This window comes from Clostridium sp. SGI.024, from assembly GCF_050315195.1.
Taxonomy (GTDB): domain Bacteria; phylum Bacillota; class Clostridia; order Clostridiales; family Clostridiaceae; genus Clostridium.
Genome location: NZ_JBNPON010000027.1, coordinates 1 through 16,694, shown reverse-complemented (window position 1 = coordinate 16,694; position 16,694 = coordinate 1). Strand labels below are relative to the sequence as shown.

16 protein-coding genes are annotated in these 16,694 nt (G+C 25.6%); 12 read left to right on the top strand and 4 right to left on the bottom strand.

The features are described from left to right. Positions 1–29 precede the first annotated feature (29 nt). The gene (trmB, locus tag ACQRD5_RS09230) at positions 30–683 is read left to right on the top strand and encodes a tRNA (guanosine(46)-N7)-methyltransferase TrmB (protein WP_291628686.1); all 654 of its coding nucleotides are present in this window, start codon (positions 30–32) and stop codon (positions 681–683) included. A gap of 24 nt (positions 684–707) precedes the next feature. Here trmB and ACQRD5_RS09225 read toward each other — a convergent pair whose 3' ends face one another. Then, positions 708–1,991, bottom strand: coding sequence for an aminotransferase class V-fold PLP-dependent enzyme (locus ACQRD5_RS09225; RefSeq protein WP_427746741.1), 1,284 nt, complete (start codon positions 1,989–1,991; stop codon positions 708–710). Between the two features lie 143 nt (positions 1,992–2,134). On the opposite strand from ACQRD5_RS09225, the gene ACQRD5_RS09220 reads away from it, so the two are divergent. Together ACQRD5_RS09220 and ACQRD5_RS09215 are read left to right on the top strand one after the other, a co-directional pair. Continuing rightward, positions 2,135–2,968, top strand: coding sequence for a hypothetical protein (locus tag ACQRD5_RS09220; RefSeq protein ID WP_291628682.1), 834 nt, complete (start codon positions 2,135–2,137; stop codon positions 2,966–2,968). A gap of 2 nt (positions 2,969–2,970) precedes the next feature. After that, positions 2,971–3,606: a DUF4397 domain-containing protein gene (locus ACQRD5_RS09215; RefSeq protein WP_291628680.1), complete on the top strand. Its 636-nt coding sequence runs from the start codon at positions 2,971–2,973 to the stop codon at positions 3,604–3,606. Positions 3,607–3,817: 211 nt separating this feature from the next. Here the strand turns inward: ACQRD5_RS09215 and zupT are convergent, their stop codons facing one another. Then, positions 3,818–4,594, bottom strand: a complete 777-nt coding sequence (gene zupT / locus ACQRD5_RS09210; protein WP_427746740.1) for a zinc transporter ZupT — start codon at positions 4,592–4,594, stop codon at positions 3,818–3,820. A 334-nt stretch (positions 4,595–4,928) separates the two neighbouring features. Between zupT and ACQRD5_RS09205 the strand changes: the two genes are divergently transcribed. Beyond that, complete coding sequence (locus tag ACQRD5_RS09205) at positions 4,929–5,450, top strand: ECF transporter S component (protein WP_291628676.1); 522 nt, start codon at positions 4,929–4,931, stop codon at positions 5,448–5,450. Positions 5,451–5,553: 103 nt separating this feature from the next. On the opposite strand, the gene ACQRD5_RS09200 is transcribed toward ACQRD5_RS09205, so the two are convergent. Beyond that, a complete protein-coding gene (locus tag ACQRD5_RS09200; RefSeq protein ID WP_291628674.1) occupies positions 5,554–6,075 on the bottom strand; it encodes a dihydrofolate reductase family protein in 522 nt (173 codons plus the stop codon). A gap of 143 nt (positions 6,076–6,218) precedes the next feature. Here ACQRD5_RS09200 and ACQRD5_RS09195 point away from each other — a divergent pair, with 143 nt between their 5' ends. The 8 genes from ACQRD5_RS09195 (at position 6,219) to ACQRD5_RS09160 (ending at position 15,685) form a co-directional block, all read left to right on the top strand. Beyond that, positions 6,219–6,701, top strand: a complete 483-nt coding sequence (locus ACQRD5_RS09195) for a GNAT family N-acetyltransferase (RefSeq protein WP_291628672.1) — start codon at positions 6,219–6,221, stop codon at positions 6,699–6,701. 161 nt (positions 6,702–6,862) lie between these two features. Next, positions 6,863–7,714: a patatin-like phospholipase family protein gene (locus tag ACQRD5_RS09190; protein WP_291628670.1), complete on the top strand. Its 852-nt coding sequence runs from the start codon at positions 6,863–6,865 to the stop codon at positions 7,712–7,714. A 19-nt stretch (positions 7,715–7,733) separates the two neighbouring features. Then, the gene (locus ACQRD5_RS09185; RefSeq protein ID WP_291628668.1) at positions 7,734–8,900 is read left to right on the top strand and encodes an exonuclease SbcCD subunit D; all 1,167 of its coding nucleotides are present in this window, start codon (positions 7,734–7,736) and stop codon (positions 8,898–8,900) included. Continuing rightward, positions 8,900–12,031, top strand: a complete 3,132-nt coding sequence (locus ACQRD5_RS09180) for an SbcC/MukB-like Walker B domain-containing protein (protein ID WP_427746739.1) — start codon at positions 8,900–8,902, stop codon at positions 12,029–12,031. Before ACQRD5_RS09185 ends, ACQRD5_RS09180 begins: the two co-directional genes overlap by 1 nt. A 418-nt stretch (positions 12,032–12,449) precedes the next feature. After that, complete coding sequence (locus ACQRD5_RS09175) at positions 12,450–13,325, top strand: hypothetical protein (RefSeq protein WP_291628661.1); 876 nt, start codon at positions 12,450–12,452, stop codon at positions 13,323–13,325. Positions 13,326–13,617: 292 nt separating this feature from the next. Then, on the top strand, positions 13,618–14,193 hold the full coding sequence (locus ACQRD5_RS09170; protein WP_291628656.1) for a helix-turn-helix domain-containing protein: 576 nt from the start codon (positions 13,618–13,620) through the stop codon (positions 14,191–14,193). Positions 14,194–14,249: 56 nt separating this feature from the next. Beyond that, positions 14,250–14,582, top strand: a complete 333-nt coding sequence (locus ACQRD5_RS09165) for a hypothetical protein (protein WP_291628655.1) — start codon at positions 14,250–14,252, stop codon at positions 14,580–14,582. Between the two features lie 332 nt (positions 14,583–14,914). Continuing rightward, on the top strand, positions 14,915–15,685 hold the full coding sequence (locus tag ACQRD5_RS09160; RefSeq protein WP_291628652.1) for a hypothetical protein: 771 nt from the start codon (positions 14,915–14,917) through the stop codon (positions 15,683–15,685). A 352-nt stretch (positions 15,686–16,037) separates the two neighbouring features. On the opposite strand, the gene ACQRD5_RS09155 is transcribed toward ACQRD5_RS09160, so the two are convergent. Continuing rightward, positions 16,038–16,694 (bottom strand): IS91 family transposase (locus ACQRD5_RS09155; protein WP_427746737.1); only part of this gene is annotated, 657 nt, incomplete at its 5' end.

Below are 16,694 nucleotides of genomic sequence, written 5' to 3'. Positions count from 1 at the left end.
TATGAATTAGAGTAAATGGAGTGAATAATATGAGACTAAGAAAAAAGCCCTGGGCTAGACCTGAATTAGAAGCATGTAATTTTTTTATAGTAAATCCAAGTGAATATAAAGGTAAATGGAGAGATTCATTTAATAATGACAATCCTATATACTTAGAATTAGGATGTGGAAAAGGAACTTTTGTAGCTGTACATGGATCAGAAAATCCAAATATAAATTATGTAGCTATAGATATTAAAGATGAAGTATTAGTGCTAGCAAAAAGAAATATTGAAAAAGCTTATAATGAAAAAGAAATACAAGTTAATAATTTAAAGTTAATGGCACAAGAAATATTCTTAATTAACGATGTTTTTAGTAAAGAAGATATAGTTGACAGAATATATATTAACTTCTGTAACCCTTGGCCAAAGGAAAGACATAAAAAAAGAAGGTTAACATATCCAACCCAATTAGAAAAATATAAAGAATTTTTATCTAAGGATGGGAAAATATACTTTAAAACTGATGATGATGAATTGTTTGATGAGTCTTTAGAATATTTTAAAGAAGCTGGTTTTGAAATAGAGTATATTACTTATGATTTACATAATAGTGATTTTGTTGGTAATGTTAGAACTGAGCATGAAAATATGTTTAGCGAACAAGGTATCAATATAAAATTCCTAATAGCAAAAAGATAAGAAGGGGCTGCCAAAGCAGCTCCTTTATTTTAGTTTACTTATAATTTCTAGTGTATTTAAGAAGATATCTAATTCATTTATAGAATTATATACTCCAAAGCTAGCTCTAACCATCCCAGGCATTTTACAAGTAGTGTCTACTAAATGTCTTCCATATTCTTCATCCTTTATATTTAGCAGTCTTTTTACATAGGGATGAGCACAAAAAGCACCTTGCCTTACTGCTATGGCTCTTAAGCTAGCTAATAAACTAGCACATTCAGCATAATAAATATCTTTAAGGTTAAAGACAACTATTCCAAGTCTATCTTCTATATTAAAATTATCACCATAAGAAATAACTCTATTTATAGAATTAAGTCCTTTAATAGTATGCTTTAGCAATATTTTTTCATTTTTTTCTATTACATCATAGCCTATATTCTCCAATTCTTTCATAGATTGTACTAAAGCAATAGCACCAAAAAAGTTAGGGCTACCAGCTTCATTTTTTTCAGGAGGTGGTAATAATACTTCTGAATTATCTAAAACTGTTTCCACTGTACCTCCACCTTTAAGATCAGAATTTAATCTTTCAAATTCTTCTTTTAGCCCAATAATTGCACCACTGCCAAAGGGTGCATACATTTTGTGTGCAGAAAAGACCAAGTAATCAATATTAGTTTCACTAAAGTCTATTTTTTTATGAGCTACAATTTGAGCACCATCTACTATTATTTTAGCGTTATATTTATGAACAAGCTTAGATAAATAAGATAAATTATTTATATAACCTGTAACATTTGAGGCTGCAGTAATAGTAACATATTTAACTAAACCCTTATTTTTCTCTAATAAGTATTCTAGTTCATCTAGTTTTAGTCTACCATTTTCATCTACTTCAATATATTTTAAGTTGCATTTTCCTCGCCAAGGTAAATCATTAGAATGATGCTCCATTCTAGTAGTAATAACTATATTACTTTTATCTTCAATTAATATATTAGATAATCTATTTATACCTTCTGTAGTGTTATTTACGAAGATTACAGTATATTTTTCTTTAGAAGCATTAAAGAAATCTAAAATATAATCTCTTGATTCAGCATAAATTTTAGTTGAATATTCTGATTTTTGCCCAAGACCTCTACCTATTGCTCCATATAATTCGCATTCCTTTGAAATTCTATCTAGGACACTTTTAAATACTGGAGTTGTAGCTGCATTATCAAGATTAATTGCTATTATTTTATTGTCGTTAATAATTGATACTTTCTTATCAAGGCCTATAAATAAATGTCTAAAAGAATTATTTGTTAAATCATTCATAGCAAAACCTCCTTTTCTATAATATTCAGTAAAGTATATTAAGGTGATAGTAAACTAAGTTAAATATGTTCTAATGCAAATAAAAAGAACATATATAAAAATATAGCGTATAAATATAATGAAATATTTTTTGGAGGAAATATATGTATTATAATAATATGAATGGTAAGGAAGATGATGATTTGAAATTCATACCATTAAATATAAGTGAACCATTTAGAGATAAAGATTCAACTTGGTTTCCTATTATAGATATGGCATTACCAACATTTAGTGAGGTTCCCAATACTTTTACATTGAGCTTTGCAAATACAAATCCTATTGATAATTCTAATTTACAAGTAAATACTTTAAATACTTTAGGTTATATTCAAAATGACAATAGTAATTTACAAAATAATGGTAATAAGCAAGTAAAAAATTTCGAAAAGAATTTTAACTTAGAATATCCATCAGAAACATTAAATGAAGAATTGATGTCTTATAATAAGGAAAATAAATGTAAGAAAAATGCTAATAATAGTATAAATAAAAATAATAATACAACAAATATTCAAAAAAGTACTAGTGATCAAATGAGCAATCTTAATGAAATGAAGAACCCTAATGTAATGAATAACCCTAATATTATAAATAATCCTAGTGGAATGAATAATACTAATAATATGAATAATACTACTGGAATGCAAAATATAAATAATGAATCTATGATTAATAATAGAGATTATATAGAAGAACCAATTCATATGGAACTTTTAAGAAATTTAAACTTTGATAGTTATTTAAATAAATCTTATAGAGGTGAAGAAGAAAATAAATTGAATCAAATAGACATTATTTTTGGAAGCATAAAAAATGATAATTCAATTATAGAAACTTTTAAAGCTTACAATATGCCTAGACCTATTTATGAGCTAGTTATTAAGAAAATAATTCAATTAGCTGTAGATGAAGCCAATTGTAAGAGGGGGGATTAGTAGTGCTATTTCGTCAAAACCTACCTAATTTACAAAGTAAAATAAGGTTAATTCATGCAGTTCCATCAGCACCTTCAGTAGATGTTTATTTAAGTGGAATGTTAATTGGTAAAGACTTAGCATTTTCAGACATAACTTGTTACGAAAATATATCCCCTGGAAACTATGAATTGCAGTTATATAAGTCAGGTACTTATGATAAGCCATTAATAAGCAGCAATATAGATATTATTCCTAATATTAATTTAACTATAAGTGTAGTAACTTTAGGAGGATCATTAGATATTTTCACATTAAATGATGCAAATATTAAAGAGAAAGTGCAAATAGGAAATTGTTTTTTAAGGTTTATTCACTTATCTCCAAATTCTCCATTAATATCATTATCATTATCTAATGATGAAATTCTATTTAATAATGTTGAATATTTAGAAACCACAGGATATTATCCATTATCACCAGCAATATATGATTTTAAAGTAACCTTTTCTTCATTTGCAGGGTTAATTAAATATATTAATGATAAGAAGCTTACAAATGGTAGATTTTATACTATATATATTATAGGTTTGTTAAATAAAGAGCCTAAATTAGGCTACCTTCTTGTGGAAGATGGAATAGAAGCAGGAATGAAATAATAAAGAAATGAAAAATTAATGAAGAAACTTTTTTGGGAGTTTCTAAAATAGATACTTTTTAGTGATTTTTTCAAATTACATTAATAATTATAGATTTTTAATTTGAGCTGTTTAACACAGCTCCTTTTCTTTTTCTATAGATAAATAAATATCATATTGCCATAACTTGGAGTTTATGATGGAGCAAGGAATATGATATTTATCTTATCTATTAATGTGCATATATATGGCTTAATATAATTGTTAGAATACCTAAAAAAATAGAACAGAGATAGGTTCTATGATATTTATATTCTCTAGCAGCTGGTATAAGTTCTGAAAAGGATATATAAAGCATTATTCCTGCTACTAATGCGAAGGTTATAGCTAAGATTATTTCATTAATATATGGTCTTAAAAATAAAAAAGCAATAATAGCTCCAATAGGTTCAGCAAGGCCAGAGTAAAGAGTATATTTAAATGCTTTGGCTTTACTATTTGTAGAATAATAAATAGGCATTGCTATGGAAATTCCTTCAGGTATATTATGAAGTGCTATAGCAATGGCAATAGAAATCCCTAAAGAGGTACTTTCATAGCCTGAAACAAAAGTAGCAATTCCTTCTGGAAAGTTATGTATCATTAATGCAATCATTGATACAAAGCCAACTCTATATAGTTTATCAGGAGCTGAGCTATTATAGGTCTTAGGTTTATCAGGAATAAATTTATCAATAAGTAAGGCGATAATAGCCCCAGAAATTAAAAAAAATAAAGAAAGGAATACTCCTTGTAAGTTACCATGGTACTTGCGTAAAGTTTCTTCTGCTGAAGCAAATAAATCTGTAAAAGATACTGTTATCATAACTCCAGCTGAGAAGGATAAGGCAAAGGTTAGTAGTTTTTTATTTTGTTTTTTAGAAAAAAATAATATAAATGCTCCTATTATAGTAGATAATCCTGCTAATATAGATAAAATTAATGGTATAAAAGACTGACTATGTATCATATGATTCTCCTAAAAGTACTTAATATATTATTAAATATATTAAGTAAAAGTAATACTATGCAAAATTAATTAAATATAAATTTGAAAATTTTCAGCTATGGTAGGTACATGGATAGGGAGTAGGCATATTAGTCTTGAATCAATAAGAATGTTTTTCTATAAGTGGACTTAACTGACTTTTTAACATTATAAAACTATATTTTTTTAGATATATTAATAAATATTTTAGTTACGTAAATTGAAGAAATATACAAAAAACTTCAAAAAATATATTTACAAGTGAATACTTAATGATTATACTAGTGTATATACACTAGTATAGGGGGATTTATATATGGAAAATAGTAATAAAATTAGAAAAATGGTATTTGCAGCTGTATTAACAGCTATAGCAATAATTATTCCTACTCAATTTGGATTTTTAAAAATAACACTTGGACCTTTTACTGCAACTATAGCATCACATGTACCAATGTTTTTAGCAATGTTAATATCACCATCAGTTGCAATAGTTGTAGGTGTAGGTTCAGCACTAGGATTTTTTATAACCACTCCATTAGTTGTAGCTGCTAGAGCATCTATGCACATAATAGTAGGATATGTTGGTGCATTAATAATTAGTAAAGATAAGAATTTAAAAAAGGCAATTGCTTTTACTGCACCTATACATGGAATTTTAGAAGGACTGATAGTTATTCCTTTTGGTTTTTCTGTTTATCAATTTGTAGTGGTGGTTGCTATTGGTACTATTCTTCATCATTTTGTAGATGGAGCTATATCTTATGCATTAGCTAATGCTTTAGCAAAAGCAAGAAGAAAAGATCTTTATGAAGTATTTACAAGTGAAGTAGTTTAATATATAAATTAAGAAATAAAATCACTAAAATAAGTATTAAATGCATACTTATCTTAGTGATTTATTTTTATTTTCTAGGAATTTATAATATCTATATCCTTTTTTATCGCTTTGAATATTTCATTATTACTATGCCATCTTCAATATAATATGAATTAAGATTTAAATCTATTTTAGGGTTATTATCTAAAAATAACTTTCTTCCTTTACCTAAGATAGTAGGTATTATTGCTATAATATATTCATCAATTATATTATCTTTAAGGAAGTTATCAATAAGGATTCCACCACCAAATAAATATATATTCTTACCTTCATTTTTTAAATTAAGTATAGTTTTACATATATCTCCACTTATAAAATGGAAGTTATCATAGTCCTCTAGTTCTTCTGAGGTTGCAATATATACTTCTTTTTCTTTATAGTCTTCATGAAAGCCTTGAAAACAGCAATTTTTCCCCATAACTACAACGTCAATATCTTCTAGAAATTTTTCAAAATCATATTTAGTTTCTGTATTAAGAGAAGAGTTACCATCTCCAATCATCCATTCAAAGCCACCATCTTCTTGTGCTATATAACCATCTAAACTCATTGCTAAGTTTAATATTATTTTTCCAGCCATAGTATTTACACTCCTTAAATTTATATTATTCATAAAGAAAGTATATCATTAAATTTCTTTTTTAGTTTTTTTATTTCTTGTAAGTGGACAATTCAAATATAAAAAGTTTATAATTTATCTAATATATAAATAGGGGGCTTACAATGATTAGAGAAATGGAATATAAAGATATAGAGAAAGTTTTAGAAATATTATCTGAAGCTATTATTGAGGGGAATTCAACATTTAAAAGAAAAATTCCTACTGTTAGTGATTGGGATAAAGGTCATCTTAAGGACTGTAGACTTGTTAAATTAATTAATGATGAAATAGTTGGATGGGTTGCATTATCTAGAGGTAGAACTGCACCTGCATATAATGGGGTATGTGAAGTTAGTATTTACATTTCTTCAAAGTATAGGAGACATGGTATAGGTGATGAACTTTTAAAAGCTGTTATTAAAGAAAGTGAGAAGTGTGGTTGTTGGCTTTTAGAAAGTATAATATTTTCTGATAATATATCAAGTATAAATTTACATTTAAAAAATGGCTTTGAAGTAATTGGAACTAGGAAAGCTATTGCGAAGGATATATTTGATAACTGGAGAGATGTTACCCTTTTAGATAGAAGAAGTAATTATTATTAAAATTAGGTAGGCAATTGCTTACCTTTTTGTTTGGATATTTTTAGTATATAAGTATAAAATAAATATTAGACTAGTGTTAGTTATGTTAAATTTATAATGATATCTTTTTAATATGATGGAAATAATTACAGTAGAATGTTGTTATAGTTGGAGGATTTGTTATGAATAATACATCACTTATACTTGAAGGTGGAGGAATGAGAGGAGTTTACTCTGCAGGAGTTTTAGATTTATTATTAGATAAAAATATTAATATAAATTATTGTATAGGAGTATCAGCAGGAGCTTGTAACTGTGTTTCTTATATTTCCAAACAAAAAAAGAGAAATTATAGAGTTAACATAAATTATATTAACGATAAAAGGTATTTAAGCTTTAGAAATTTACTTAAGACAGGATCAGCCTTTGGAATGAATATGCTTTTTGATATAATACCAAATGAGTTAGAGCCATTTGATCATGAATCTTTTAGAACATCAGGTACAAAATTTTTAGTAGGAGCTACAAATTGTGATACTGGATTACCTGAATTTTATCCTATAAAGGATTTTGATGAAGATGGATATGATTCATTAAAGGCTTCTATATCACTTCCTTTAGTTGCAAAAGTAATAGAATATGATAATAAAAAATTAATGGATGGAGGTATTGCAGCTCCTATTCCAATTCAAAAGGCAATAGAAGATGGTATAGAAAAACATGTTGTTATACTAACTCAACATAAAGGTTATAGAAAGAGTAAGTCAAAGATTATGCCTATAATAAAGAGAAAATATAAGAATTATAAAGGTCTTATAGATGCAATGGAAAATAGATATAAGATTTATAATGATACCTTAGATTTACTAGATAAATTAGAAAAGGAAGGAAAATGTTTTGTTATTAGACCAAGTGCACCTTTAGAAGTAAGTAGATTTGAAAGAGATAAAAATAAGCTTGAAACTATATATAACAGAGGATATGAGGACGCAAAAGCTCTTTCAGAAGATTTAATAAAATTTTTAAATGAATAATAAAATTGGAGGTACTTAAATGAGAATATTCCACATGGGGGATTGGCATATAGGAAAGCTTGTAAATGGCTTTTATATGACTGAAGATCAGGAGTATATATTAGAAGAATTATGTAGTGTTATTAAAGAAAAGAAACCAGATGTACTTTTAATTGCAGGGGATTTATATGATAGATCCGTACCACCTGTTCATGCTGTTGAATTATTAAATAAGTACTTAAGAAAAATAGTTAAAGATTTAAATACTAAGATAATTGCAATAGCTGGTAATCATGATAGTAATGAGAGAATAGACTTTGCTAGTTCTCTTTTATGTGATAGTGGTTTGTATATTACTGGAACTTTAAAAAGAAATATAGAAAAAATAGTATTAGAAGATGAGCATGGAAAAATAAATTTTTATCCAATACCCTATGCTGATGTTCCAGTTGTTAGGGAATTATTTCAAGATGAAAATATAAAAAACTATAACTTAGCAATGGCTAAAATAATGGAAGAAATAAATAAGGATTTTAATAGTAATGAAAGAAATATAGCAATTGCTCATGGCTATATTACTAAAATAAATGATGGAAATATAGAGGAATTAGAGGAAAGTGATTCAGAAAAGCCTTTATCTATAGGAGGAACTGATTTTATAGATTATAAGCATTTTGAAAAATTTAATTACACAGCCCTTGGTCATTTACATGGTCCACAAAAGGTAGCTAGTGAAAAAATAAGATATTCTGGTTCTCTTATGAAGTATTCTTTTTCAGAAATTAATCAAAGAAAAGGTGTAACTATAGTAGATATAGATAAAGATGGTGAAATAGAAGTTGACTTTGTAGATTTAAAGCCTAGAAGAGATTTTAGAGTTAAAAAAGGAACTTTAGAAGCTTTATTAAAGGATTATAAAAATGAAAATAATGAAGATTATATAAAAGTAATATTAGAGGATAAAGGTGAAATCTTAGATCCAATGGCAAAACTTAGAGCTGTATATCCAAATGTTATGGAGCTAGTAAGAGAAGAAAAGCTTTTAAAAAAATCTAATAATGAAGTAATGTCTGAGGAAGTAAAGAAAAAATCAAAGGTTGATTTATTTAAAAGTTTCTTTAATGATATTGTTGGTGAAGAAGCAGAAGAAGATGAAATAGTTATTATGGAGAAGATTATAAATAAGGCTGAAAGGGGAGAAGAGTAGTGAAGATAAAAAAATTAATTGTATCTGCTTTTGGACCTTATGCTACAGAACAAGAGTTAGATTTTGAAAAGTACTTAGATAACCAAAATATGTTTGTTATAACTGGTAATACAGGTGCAGGAAAAACCACTATATTTGATGCGATAAATTTTGTTTTATACGGGGAGGCTAGTGGAAGTGAGAGAGATGGAAAATCTTTAAGAAGTGATTTTGCAGATTCTTCTACTAAGACAGAAGTTAAACTTTGGTTTTCTTTAAAAAACAAAGATTATTATATAAAAAGATCTCCTCAGTATTTTAGAAGTAAACAAAGAGGAGAAGGATTAACAGAAAATAAGGCAGAAGCAGAGCTTATATATGATGATAAAACTATTACAGGTACTAAGGAAGTTACAAGACAAGTAGAAGAAATACTTGGTATAACTTGTGAGCAATTTAAGCAGCTTGTTATGATACCTCAAGGAGAATTTAAAAAATTACTTAATTCTGATAGTGATAAAAAGGAAGAAATATTTAGAAAGATATTTGGAACTAAAGTTTTTTCTGATATTCAAAATAATATAAAGACTGAAGCTAATAGTTTAAAAAAATCTATAGAAGAGGTTTTAAGAGATAGAGAAAATAAGATAAAATCATTTCAATTAAGAAAAGATGATGACCTTTTAAATAGCTTAATATTAAATAAAGATTTAAATATTGAATTAATATTAGAAGAATTTGTGAAGTCTATAGATGCAGATAAAGAGGAAGATAGAATTTTAAAAGAAAAAGAAGATAATATAAAAAGTAAACTAGATAATTTATCTAAAGAATTAGTACTTGGAAAAGAAGCTAATAAAAAGCTAGAGACTTTAGAGAAATATAAAATAGATTTTGAAAGATTAAATGCTTTAAAGGAAAGCTTTAAATTAAAAGAAGAAGAATTAAGATATGCTAAAAAAGCTGTTACAGCCTTAAATTATGAGGAAAAATATATAGAAAAGAAAAGAATTCTTGATAGAATAAGAAAAAATTTAAGTATAAGTATAGAGAATTTAAATAAGTTAAAAATTCATTTAGAAAAAGCTAAAGTTGATTTTAAGAAGGAAGTGGAAAAAGAGCCTATAAGAAATGAATTAAATAAAAGGCTAGATGAAATTCAAGGTTTAAAGGAAAAAACTTTAGTATATAAGGAAAATAGTGAAAAGTTAAATTTATTAAAAGCTTCTTATACTAAAATTAAAGAAAGAATAGAAAATATTAAAAAAGAGATAGATGAAAAGACTAAATTATTAATAGAAATTAATAATGAAATTAATATAATTCAAAGCTTAAAAGAAGAAGCATCAAAATTAGATATAGAAAGCTTAAATTATAAAGCTAAGGAAGAAAAATTAAATACTTTAAAGTTAAGTATAGATAAGTTAATTAATGAATTATCTAAAGAAAAAAAATTAAGAGAAGACTATGAAGTTTTAAATAATAATTATATAAATAAAAGAAAGATATATGAAGCTTTAGATGAAAGCTTTAGAAATAACTTAGCAGGGATTTTAGCAAAGAATTTAGAAGAAGGAAAAGAGTGTCCTGTTTGTGGCTCTATAAGTCATCCAAACCTTGCAAAATTAGAGGACAAAGATATTAGTGAAGATGAAGTTAAGAAAGCTAAATTAGAAGAAGAAGCTTCAAGAAAAAAGATGGAGGTTTCATTAACAAATCTTACTAAAATAAAAGCAGAAATTAATTCTTTAAAAAATGATAATATAAATAAGTTATTTAAAGAGATCTTTAATGAAGAATTAGAAGAAGATATATCTTTAAGTTTTAACAAAGTATATAAAGAGCTAATTTCTGTAGAAGAAATTTTAAATAATATCACTTTAAAGAAAAAAGAAGTAGATAAAGAAATTTTAAAAGAACTAAATTTAAGTAAAAAGAAATCAGAAATTGAAAACTTAAATGAAGCTTTAAGAAAAGAGTTAGAAGAAAAAAATAATGAACTTTTACTTAGAGAAGGAGAAGTTAAAACACAAGAAGCTAACTTAAATAATATAGTAAATGATTTTAAGGGAAGTATAAAATCTATTGAGGAATTAAACTTAGAAGAAAAAGATATATCTAATAAGCTTAAAGCTTTAAAGGAAGCTTATGAAAAATCTGAATTGGATTTAAAAAATATAAAAACTGAATTTGATAAAGAAAATGGGAATAAGGATACCTTAGAAAAGCAAGAAAAAGAAGCTGATACAGAATATAATAATTGTGTAGCAGAATTTAAAGATAAGGTTTTATCTTTAGGTTTTGAAAACTATAAAGATTATATAAGTAAAAGAAAACAAGAATCAGAAATTGAAGTTTTAGAGAATGAAATACAAAAATACAATGTTGATTTATCTAATGCAAATAAATTATATAGTTTAACTCTAGAAGAATGTAAAAATATAAAGTTTGTAGATATAAAATCAATAGAAGTTTCTATTGAAGAGGTAAATAAAGAAAGAGTATATATAAATAATTTATTAAAAGAAGTTTATTTAAGAATAAATCAAAACACTAAAATTTTAGAGGATTGTTTAAGCTTTAATAAAAAAATAGAAACACAAGAAGAAAAGTATAAAACAATAGGAAGATTATCAAAAATAATAAATGGAGATAATCCAAGAAAAATAAGTTTTGAAAGATATGTTTTAGCAGCATATTTTGAAGATATTATTTCTGCAGCTAATATAAGATTTTCTAAAATGACTAATAGTAGATTTGAACTTTTAAGAAAAGAAGATGTTGGAGATAAAAGAAAAGGCCAAGGCTTAGACCTTGAAGTTTATGATAATTATACAGGAAAGTCAAGAGATGTAAAAACTTTATCTGGTGGAGAATCCTTTAAGGCTTCACTTGCAATGGCATTAGGTCTTTCTGATGTAGTTCAAAGATATTCAGGAGGAATTCAATTAGATACTATATTTATAGATGAAGGCTTTGGAACTTTAGACCCTGAATCTTTAGATATAGCAATAGAAACCTTAATTGACCTTCAAGATAACGGAAGAGTAGTAGGAATAATTTCACACGTCCAAGAATTAAAAGATAGAATAGAAGTTAAATTAGAAGTAACTTCAACTAACCAAGGAAGTAAAGTGGAATTTAGAATCTAATTATAGGTAAGAAGTAATAAGTAAGAAGTAAGAAGTAATAGTTAAGAAGTAAGAGGTAAGAGGGAAATATTTTTTTAGTGTAAAGTGAAGATATAGAAAATATAATTAATAAGAACTTCTTAAGGAAATAGGAGAGTAGATAGGTTTATGTAAAATGTAAATTTATCTACTTTTTTGATTTAGAGTTATTTTTGATATATAAATATTTATAGCAAGGTATAAAAGAAATTAGGATACTAATAATATCTTATAATTTAATTAATATTATAGAATTAAATATTCAAAATGAATATATATTTTATTTTAATTTCGACTTTTTTATTATAAAATTAATTTATATAATGAATAGTTATAATATTGAAAATTTTATATTTTATTACTATTTAAATTAACAATATATATAATTGGAGGCGGGAATATGGAAAATGGAAAAAATAATAGATATGGATTATTTGCATCTATACTTATAGCTTTAGGACCTATAATTTGGTTATTTATTAACATATCTAATAAGGATTATGAGAAGATAACATTAAATGTAGTATTTATTATACTTACATCTACAATAGTTTTATTTAATCTAAAAAATTATTTAAAAGTATATAAAACTAGAAATAATGTTTTTTTAGAAATTATAAAGCATATAGTATCATTTATATTTTTTATTTTGCTAATAGCAACAATGATAATCTTATTTATAGCATTTTATTTAGTTATAGCAATAATACAGAAAGAATTGTTTGTAAAAGGAGATTATATGTTTTATCTTATAAAATCTCCATATTCATATTTATTATTTATAATAGTTTTTATTGTATTCAGTTTTATAGTAGAAAAAATCTCTAATGTAAAAAAGGGATTGCCTTTTTTTAATAAATTTGATAAGTTCACTGCATTACTATTAATTCCCATTATGTATATAATATTTACTAGTGTAGTAGTAGTTACTGAAGATGGTATTTATGATTATAGTTTTTATAATTTAAAAGGAAATAAATATACTTTTGCTGATGTGGAATATGTAAACACTGGGTTTAATGAGGGATGGATAAATAAGGGGGAATTCTTTTATAATATTCAATTTAAAGATGGGAAAAAGTTAAAGTTAGCACATCCTTCTTCAACACAACTTTCAAGAAAATATGAGTATGATACTTGGCAAGAATATGTTGATATAGATAAATATATTATGGATGCTAGAGCAAAAAAAGAGTCAAGTGAAAATGGAGTTGAACATGTGAAAATGGATAAGGTGTATGTGGATAAGTTATTAAAGGTTGTTAGGAATAAATAGGGTTTAGGTAATAGTGAATAAGTAAGAGTGAAGAGTGAATAAGTAATGGTGAAAAGTGATAAGTAAGAATTAGGTAATAGTAAAAAGTGAATAGGTAAAAAGGTGATTTAGGAATATAAAATTAATATAGATATAAAGTAGTATTTAATTTACTTTAGTGTTATTTTAATACAAAACACATATAAAATGGAGTGTCAAATACTTTTGACATGGGAGGAACAGGAAATATCGAATACATTTGATGGTAAATTTTAATTTCAGGTTATAGACTGATAGTGCAGGAGGACATTGTATGGAGATTGGAAAACAAATAAAAAAATATAGAACGGAAATGAAACTTTCACAGGATGAATTAGCTGAAAAGATATTTGTATCTCGTCAAACTATTTCAAATTGGGAAAATAATAAGAACTATCCAGATGTTAAAAGCTTATTATTGTTAAGCTCTGTTTTTAATGTTTCTCTTGACATATTAATTAAAGGAGATCTGGAAGAAATGAAAGAAAAAATTAAAACAGAAGATATTGCTGAATTTAAACATGAAGGCAATATATTTAGTATTTTGTTTTTATTGACTATGTTATTACCTATTCCACTTGAAGTGTTTATGGGATACATTGGATTAGGAATTTGGGCAGTTATTGCTACAGTAACAATGTATTATGCTATTAGAGTCGAGAAACTTAAAAAGAATTTTAATATCCAAACTTATAGAGAAATTGTTGCTTTTGTAGAGGGAAAAAATATGGATGAACTTGAAAAGAATCGTGAGTATGGGAAACGTCCATATCAGAAATTTCTATTAATAATAGGATCATGTTTATTGGCAATAGTAGTATCAATAATTATGGCATGTATATTATTGTAAACTTGTATTATTTTATAATAAAAATATGTAAGTATTTTAGTTAAGGGGGAAGCTTTTTGGGATGGGTTGGAGTTATTTTTTTAATGATTATAATATTTTACTGTGATTATCCTGCTAAAGTAAGGAAGTTAGAAAAGAAGGTTAAAAAATTAGAAAGAAATGAAAAGGGGGATTTGCCAATGTCAAAGATAATATCATCGCTTGTAGGAGAGAAGTGTAAAATAATAACGCAGACAAATATTTTGGGACTTTCTACAGAGGATGTAGTAGATATTTTAGAGGTAGATGATGAATGGGTTAAGGTATCTTTTACTCACAAAAAAGATGATAAAAAGGTAAGAATAATAAGCGTGGAAGATATTAATAGAATAGAAGTAGTTTCAGAATAAGTAAGTATTATAGTATAAAATTTAATAGTTAAATATTAAAGAGATGGTTAATGACCAACGGGTTCCGTTTTGAGGTGCAAACATATAAAATCTCATAACAAATCACAGTAATAATCACATACTAAATCACGTAATAAATCACTAAGATTTTAAATCATTTATTTGATTTAGAATCTTTTATTATACAATATTAATAAAATAAGGAAAATTTAGAATTAAATAGGAAATTGTGTTATAATAACATTAGACTATAATATGAACAATTGTATTTTAAGATGATTTAGTTTGATTTTTAAATCACTTAATAAAGTTGAATTTTAGGGGGAGTTTTAATGGATTTAATATATAAATACCCAGGAAAAGAATACAGTATTAACAGTATTTTAGAGTTTCAAAGAGATGAGCAAAGTGCTTTCTGGAGTGAACCTTTATTTCATTTTTTTCCTAATATAGATAGAGAACTTTTTAAAAGTTTTAATTATAGCCAACGTGTTAATTATTTAAATGAATTTTTTAATAAATTTTCAATGGAAAATGAACCACATATAAATGAAAAAATTATTAAATATAATGAAATATGGAAATTATACAAATCACAAATTGTAGATGCATTAGAAGAAGCATTTGAAATTAATCTAGATAATGTATTTAATAATATGGTAGCATATATTTCATTTAATCCTATTTCTCCACGTTATTTAGATAATGATTCATTTGATGTTTTTTTCTTAAACAGTGAAAGAGGAGCATTAGGAATATCCCTTCATGAAATAATTCATTTTGTTTGGTTCTATATTTGGAATAATCATTTTAATGATAATTATGAAGAATATGAGACACCAAATCTTAAATGGATATTAAGTGAAATGGTCGTAGATTCAATTATGAGAGATGATAGATTAAAATCTATAAATCCTTATTTTAATGATGGAGGATGCGTTTATTCATATTTTTATACTTTGAAGATTGATGATGAACCTATTTTAGATATTTTATATGATATGTATAAGAAAATGCCTATAACCGATTTTATGGAAAAAAGTTATGAGTTATGTTTAATACATGAATTAAAAATAAGAAAACATATTGATGAAAATGAATAATAGTATTAAGTAAATTCTAATTTATAGGTTAGATTTGATTAACAATTTGAGTTGGCTTGATTGCGATGTTGAGTTAAAAAAATAGCATATATATAAGCATTTACAAGTGGTTTAAACTTGGTTAAAGTTAAATATATGCATCTCAATATCGCAATCAATTACTAGAACGAAGTCGCTAAAAGCTGTCGCCCCGTATGGGGATTCAAAAATTCACGACCATGTTTTAAATTTATAATTTATATAATTCACTTAATATTCTGCTGTTCCCATTTGGAAAATTAAGGTTATATCTTATTTTAGTATATAGCATCCCCCTCCCCATAATCAAGTGCTTATTTACTTTTACTTTTATTTATGGTGGGGAAGCACTTCTGGGCATGATTTTCTCTATTTTTATTAAAGTTCCATTCTCACATTTACTACACTTACCTATATTTATTCCTGTTAATTTAAAAAATAGCTCCGCTGACGATAGATTCTCAAAATCTTTTAGTTTAATCCTAAAGATCTCTATGCAGCGCTTAAATTTTAGTTTTTTATTTCTATTTCCTAGAATACCGTAATGTCTTATTTTTATAAATCTATCAGGTAATACATGCATTGAAAATCTTCTGATAAATTCTTCTGGTTTTAAGGTCATTACTTTTTCTTTATTTTTATCTCTATAATCTCTCCACTTAAATATAACTTTTTCTTTATCAACTTTAATAATTCTATTATCCGATATTGCTACTCTATGAGTGTATCTACCTAAATATTGCAATACATATTCTGCACTACTGAAAGGTGCTTTACTATAAACAATCCATTCTTTTTTGTATAAATTGTCTTTAAATACATTAAAGACTTCTTTAAATTGAAATTCCTTAATACTACTTGGAAATTTCAGCTTATTATTTTTATAAAGTTCATTTAGGTAAAATAAATATTTACCTCTAAATTTTCTTGAAATCACCTTCACAGGAATAAAGAATTTCTTTTTTGATTTTATCCATTTACTGTTGTCAGT

Excerpts from the sequence above, each read along its gene's own strand:
- zupT (WP_427746740.1), bottom strand. The coding sequence starts at position 4,594 with ATGATACATAGTCAGTCTTTTATACCATTAATTTTATCTATATTAGCA.
- ACQRD5_RS09170 (WP_291628656.1), top strand. The coding sequence starts at position 13,618 with ATGGAGATTGGAAAACAAATAAAAAAATATAGAACGGAAATGAAACTT.
- ACQRD5_RS09220 (WP_291628682.1), top strand. The coding sequence starts at position 2,135 with ATGTATTATAATAATATGAATGGTAAGGAAGATGATGATTTGAAATTC.
- ACQRD5_RS09160 (WP_291628652.1), top strand. The coding sequence starts at position 14,915 with ATGGATTTAATATATAAATACCCAGGAAAAGAATACAGTATTAACAGT.
- ACQRD5_RS09195 (WP_291628672.1), top strand. The coding sequence starts at position 6,219 with ATGATTAGAGAAATGGAATATAAAGATATAGAGAAAGTTTTAGAAATA.
- ACQRD5_RS09205 (WP_291628676.1), top strand. The coding sequence starts at position 4,929 with ATGGAAAATAGTAATAAAATTAGAAAAATGGTATTTGCAGCTGTATTA.
- trmB (WP_291628686.1), top strand. The coding sequence starts at position 30 with ATGAGACTAAGAAAAAAGCCCTGGGCTAGACCTGAATTAGAAGCATGT.
- ACQRD5_RS09175 (WP_291628661.1), top strand. The coding sequence starts at position 12,450 with ATGGAAAATGGAAAAAATAATAGATATGGATTATTTGCATCTATACTT.
- ACQRD5_RS09190 (WP_291628670.1), top strand. The coding sequence starts at position 6,863 with ATGAATAATACATCACTTATACTTGAAGGTGGAGGAATGAGAGGAGTT.
- ACQRD5_RS09225 (WP_427746741.1), bottom strand. The coding sequence starts at position 1,991 with ATGAATGATTTAACAAATAATTCTTTTAGACATTTATTTATAGGCCTT.
- ACQRD5_RS09200 (WP_291628674.1), bottom strand. The coding sequence starts at position 6,075 with ATGGCTGGAAAAATAATATTAAACTTAGCAATGAGTTTAGATGGTTAT.
- ACQRD5_RS09185 (WP_291628668.1), top strand. The coding sequence starts at position 7,734 with ATGAGAATATTCCACATGGGGGATTGGCATATAGGAAAGCTTGTAAAT.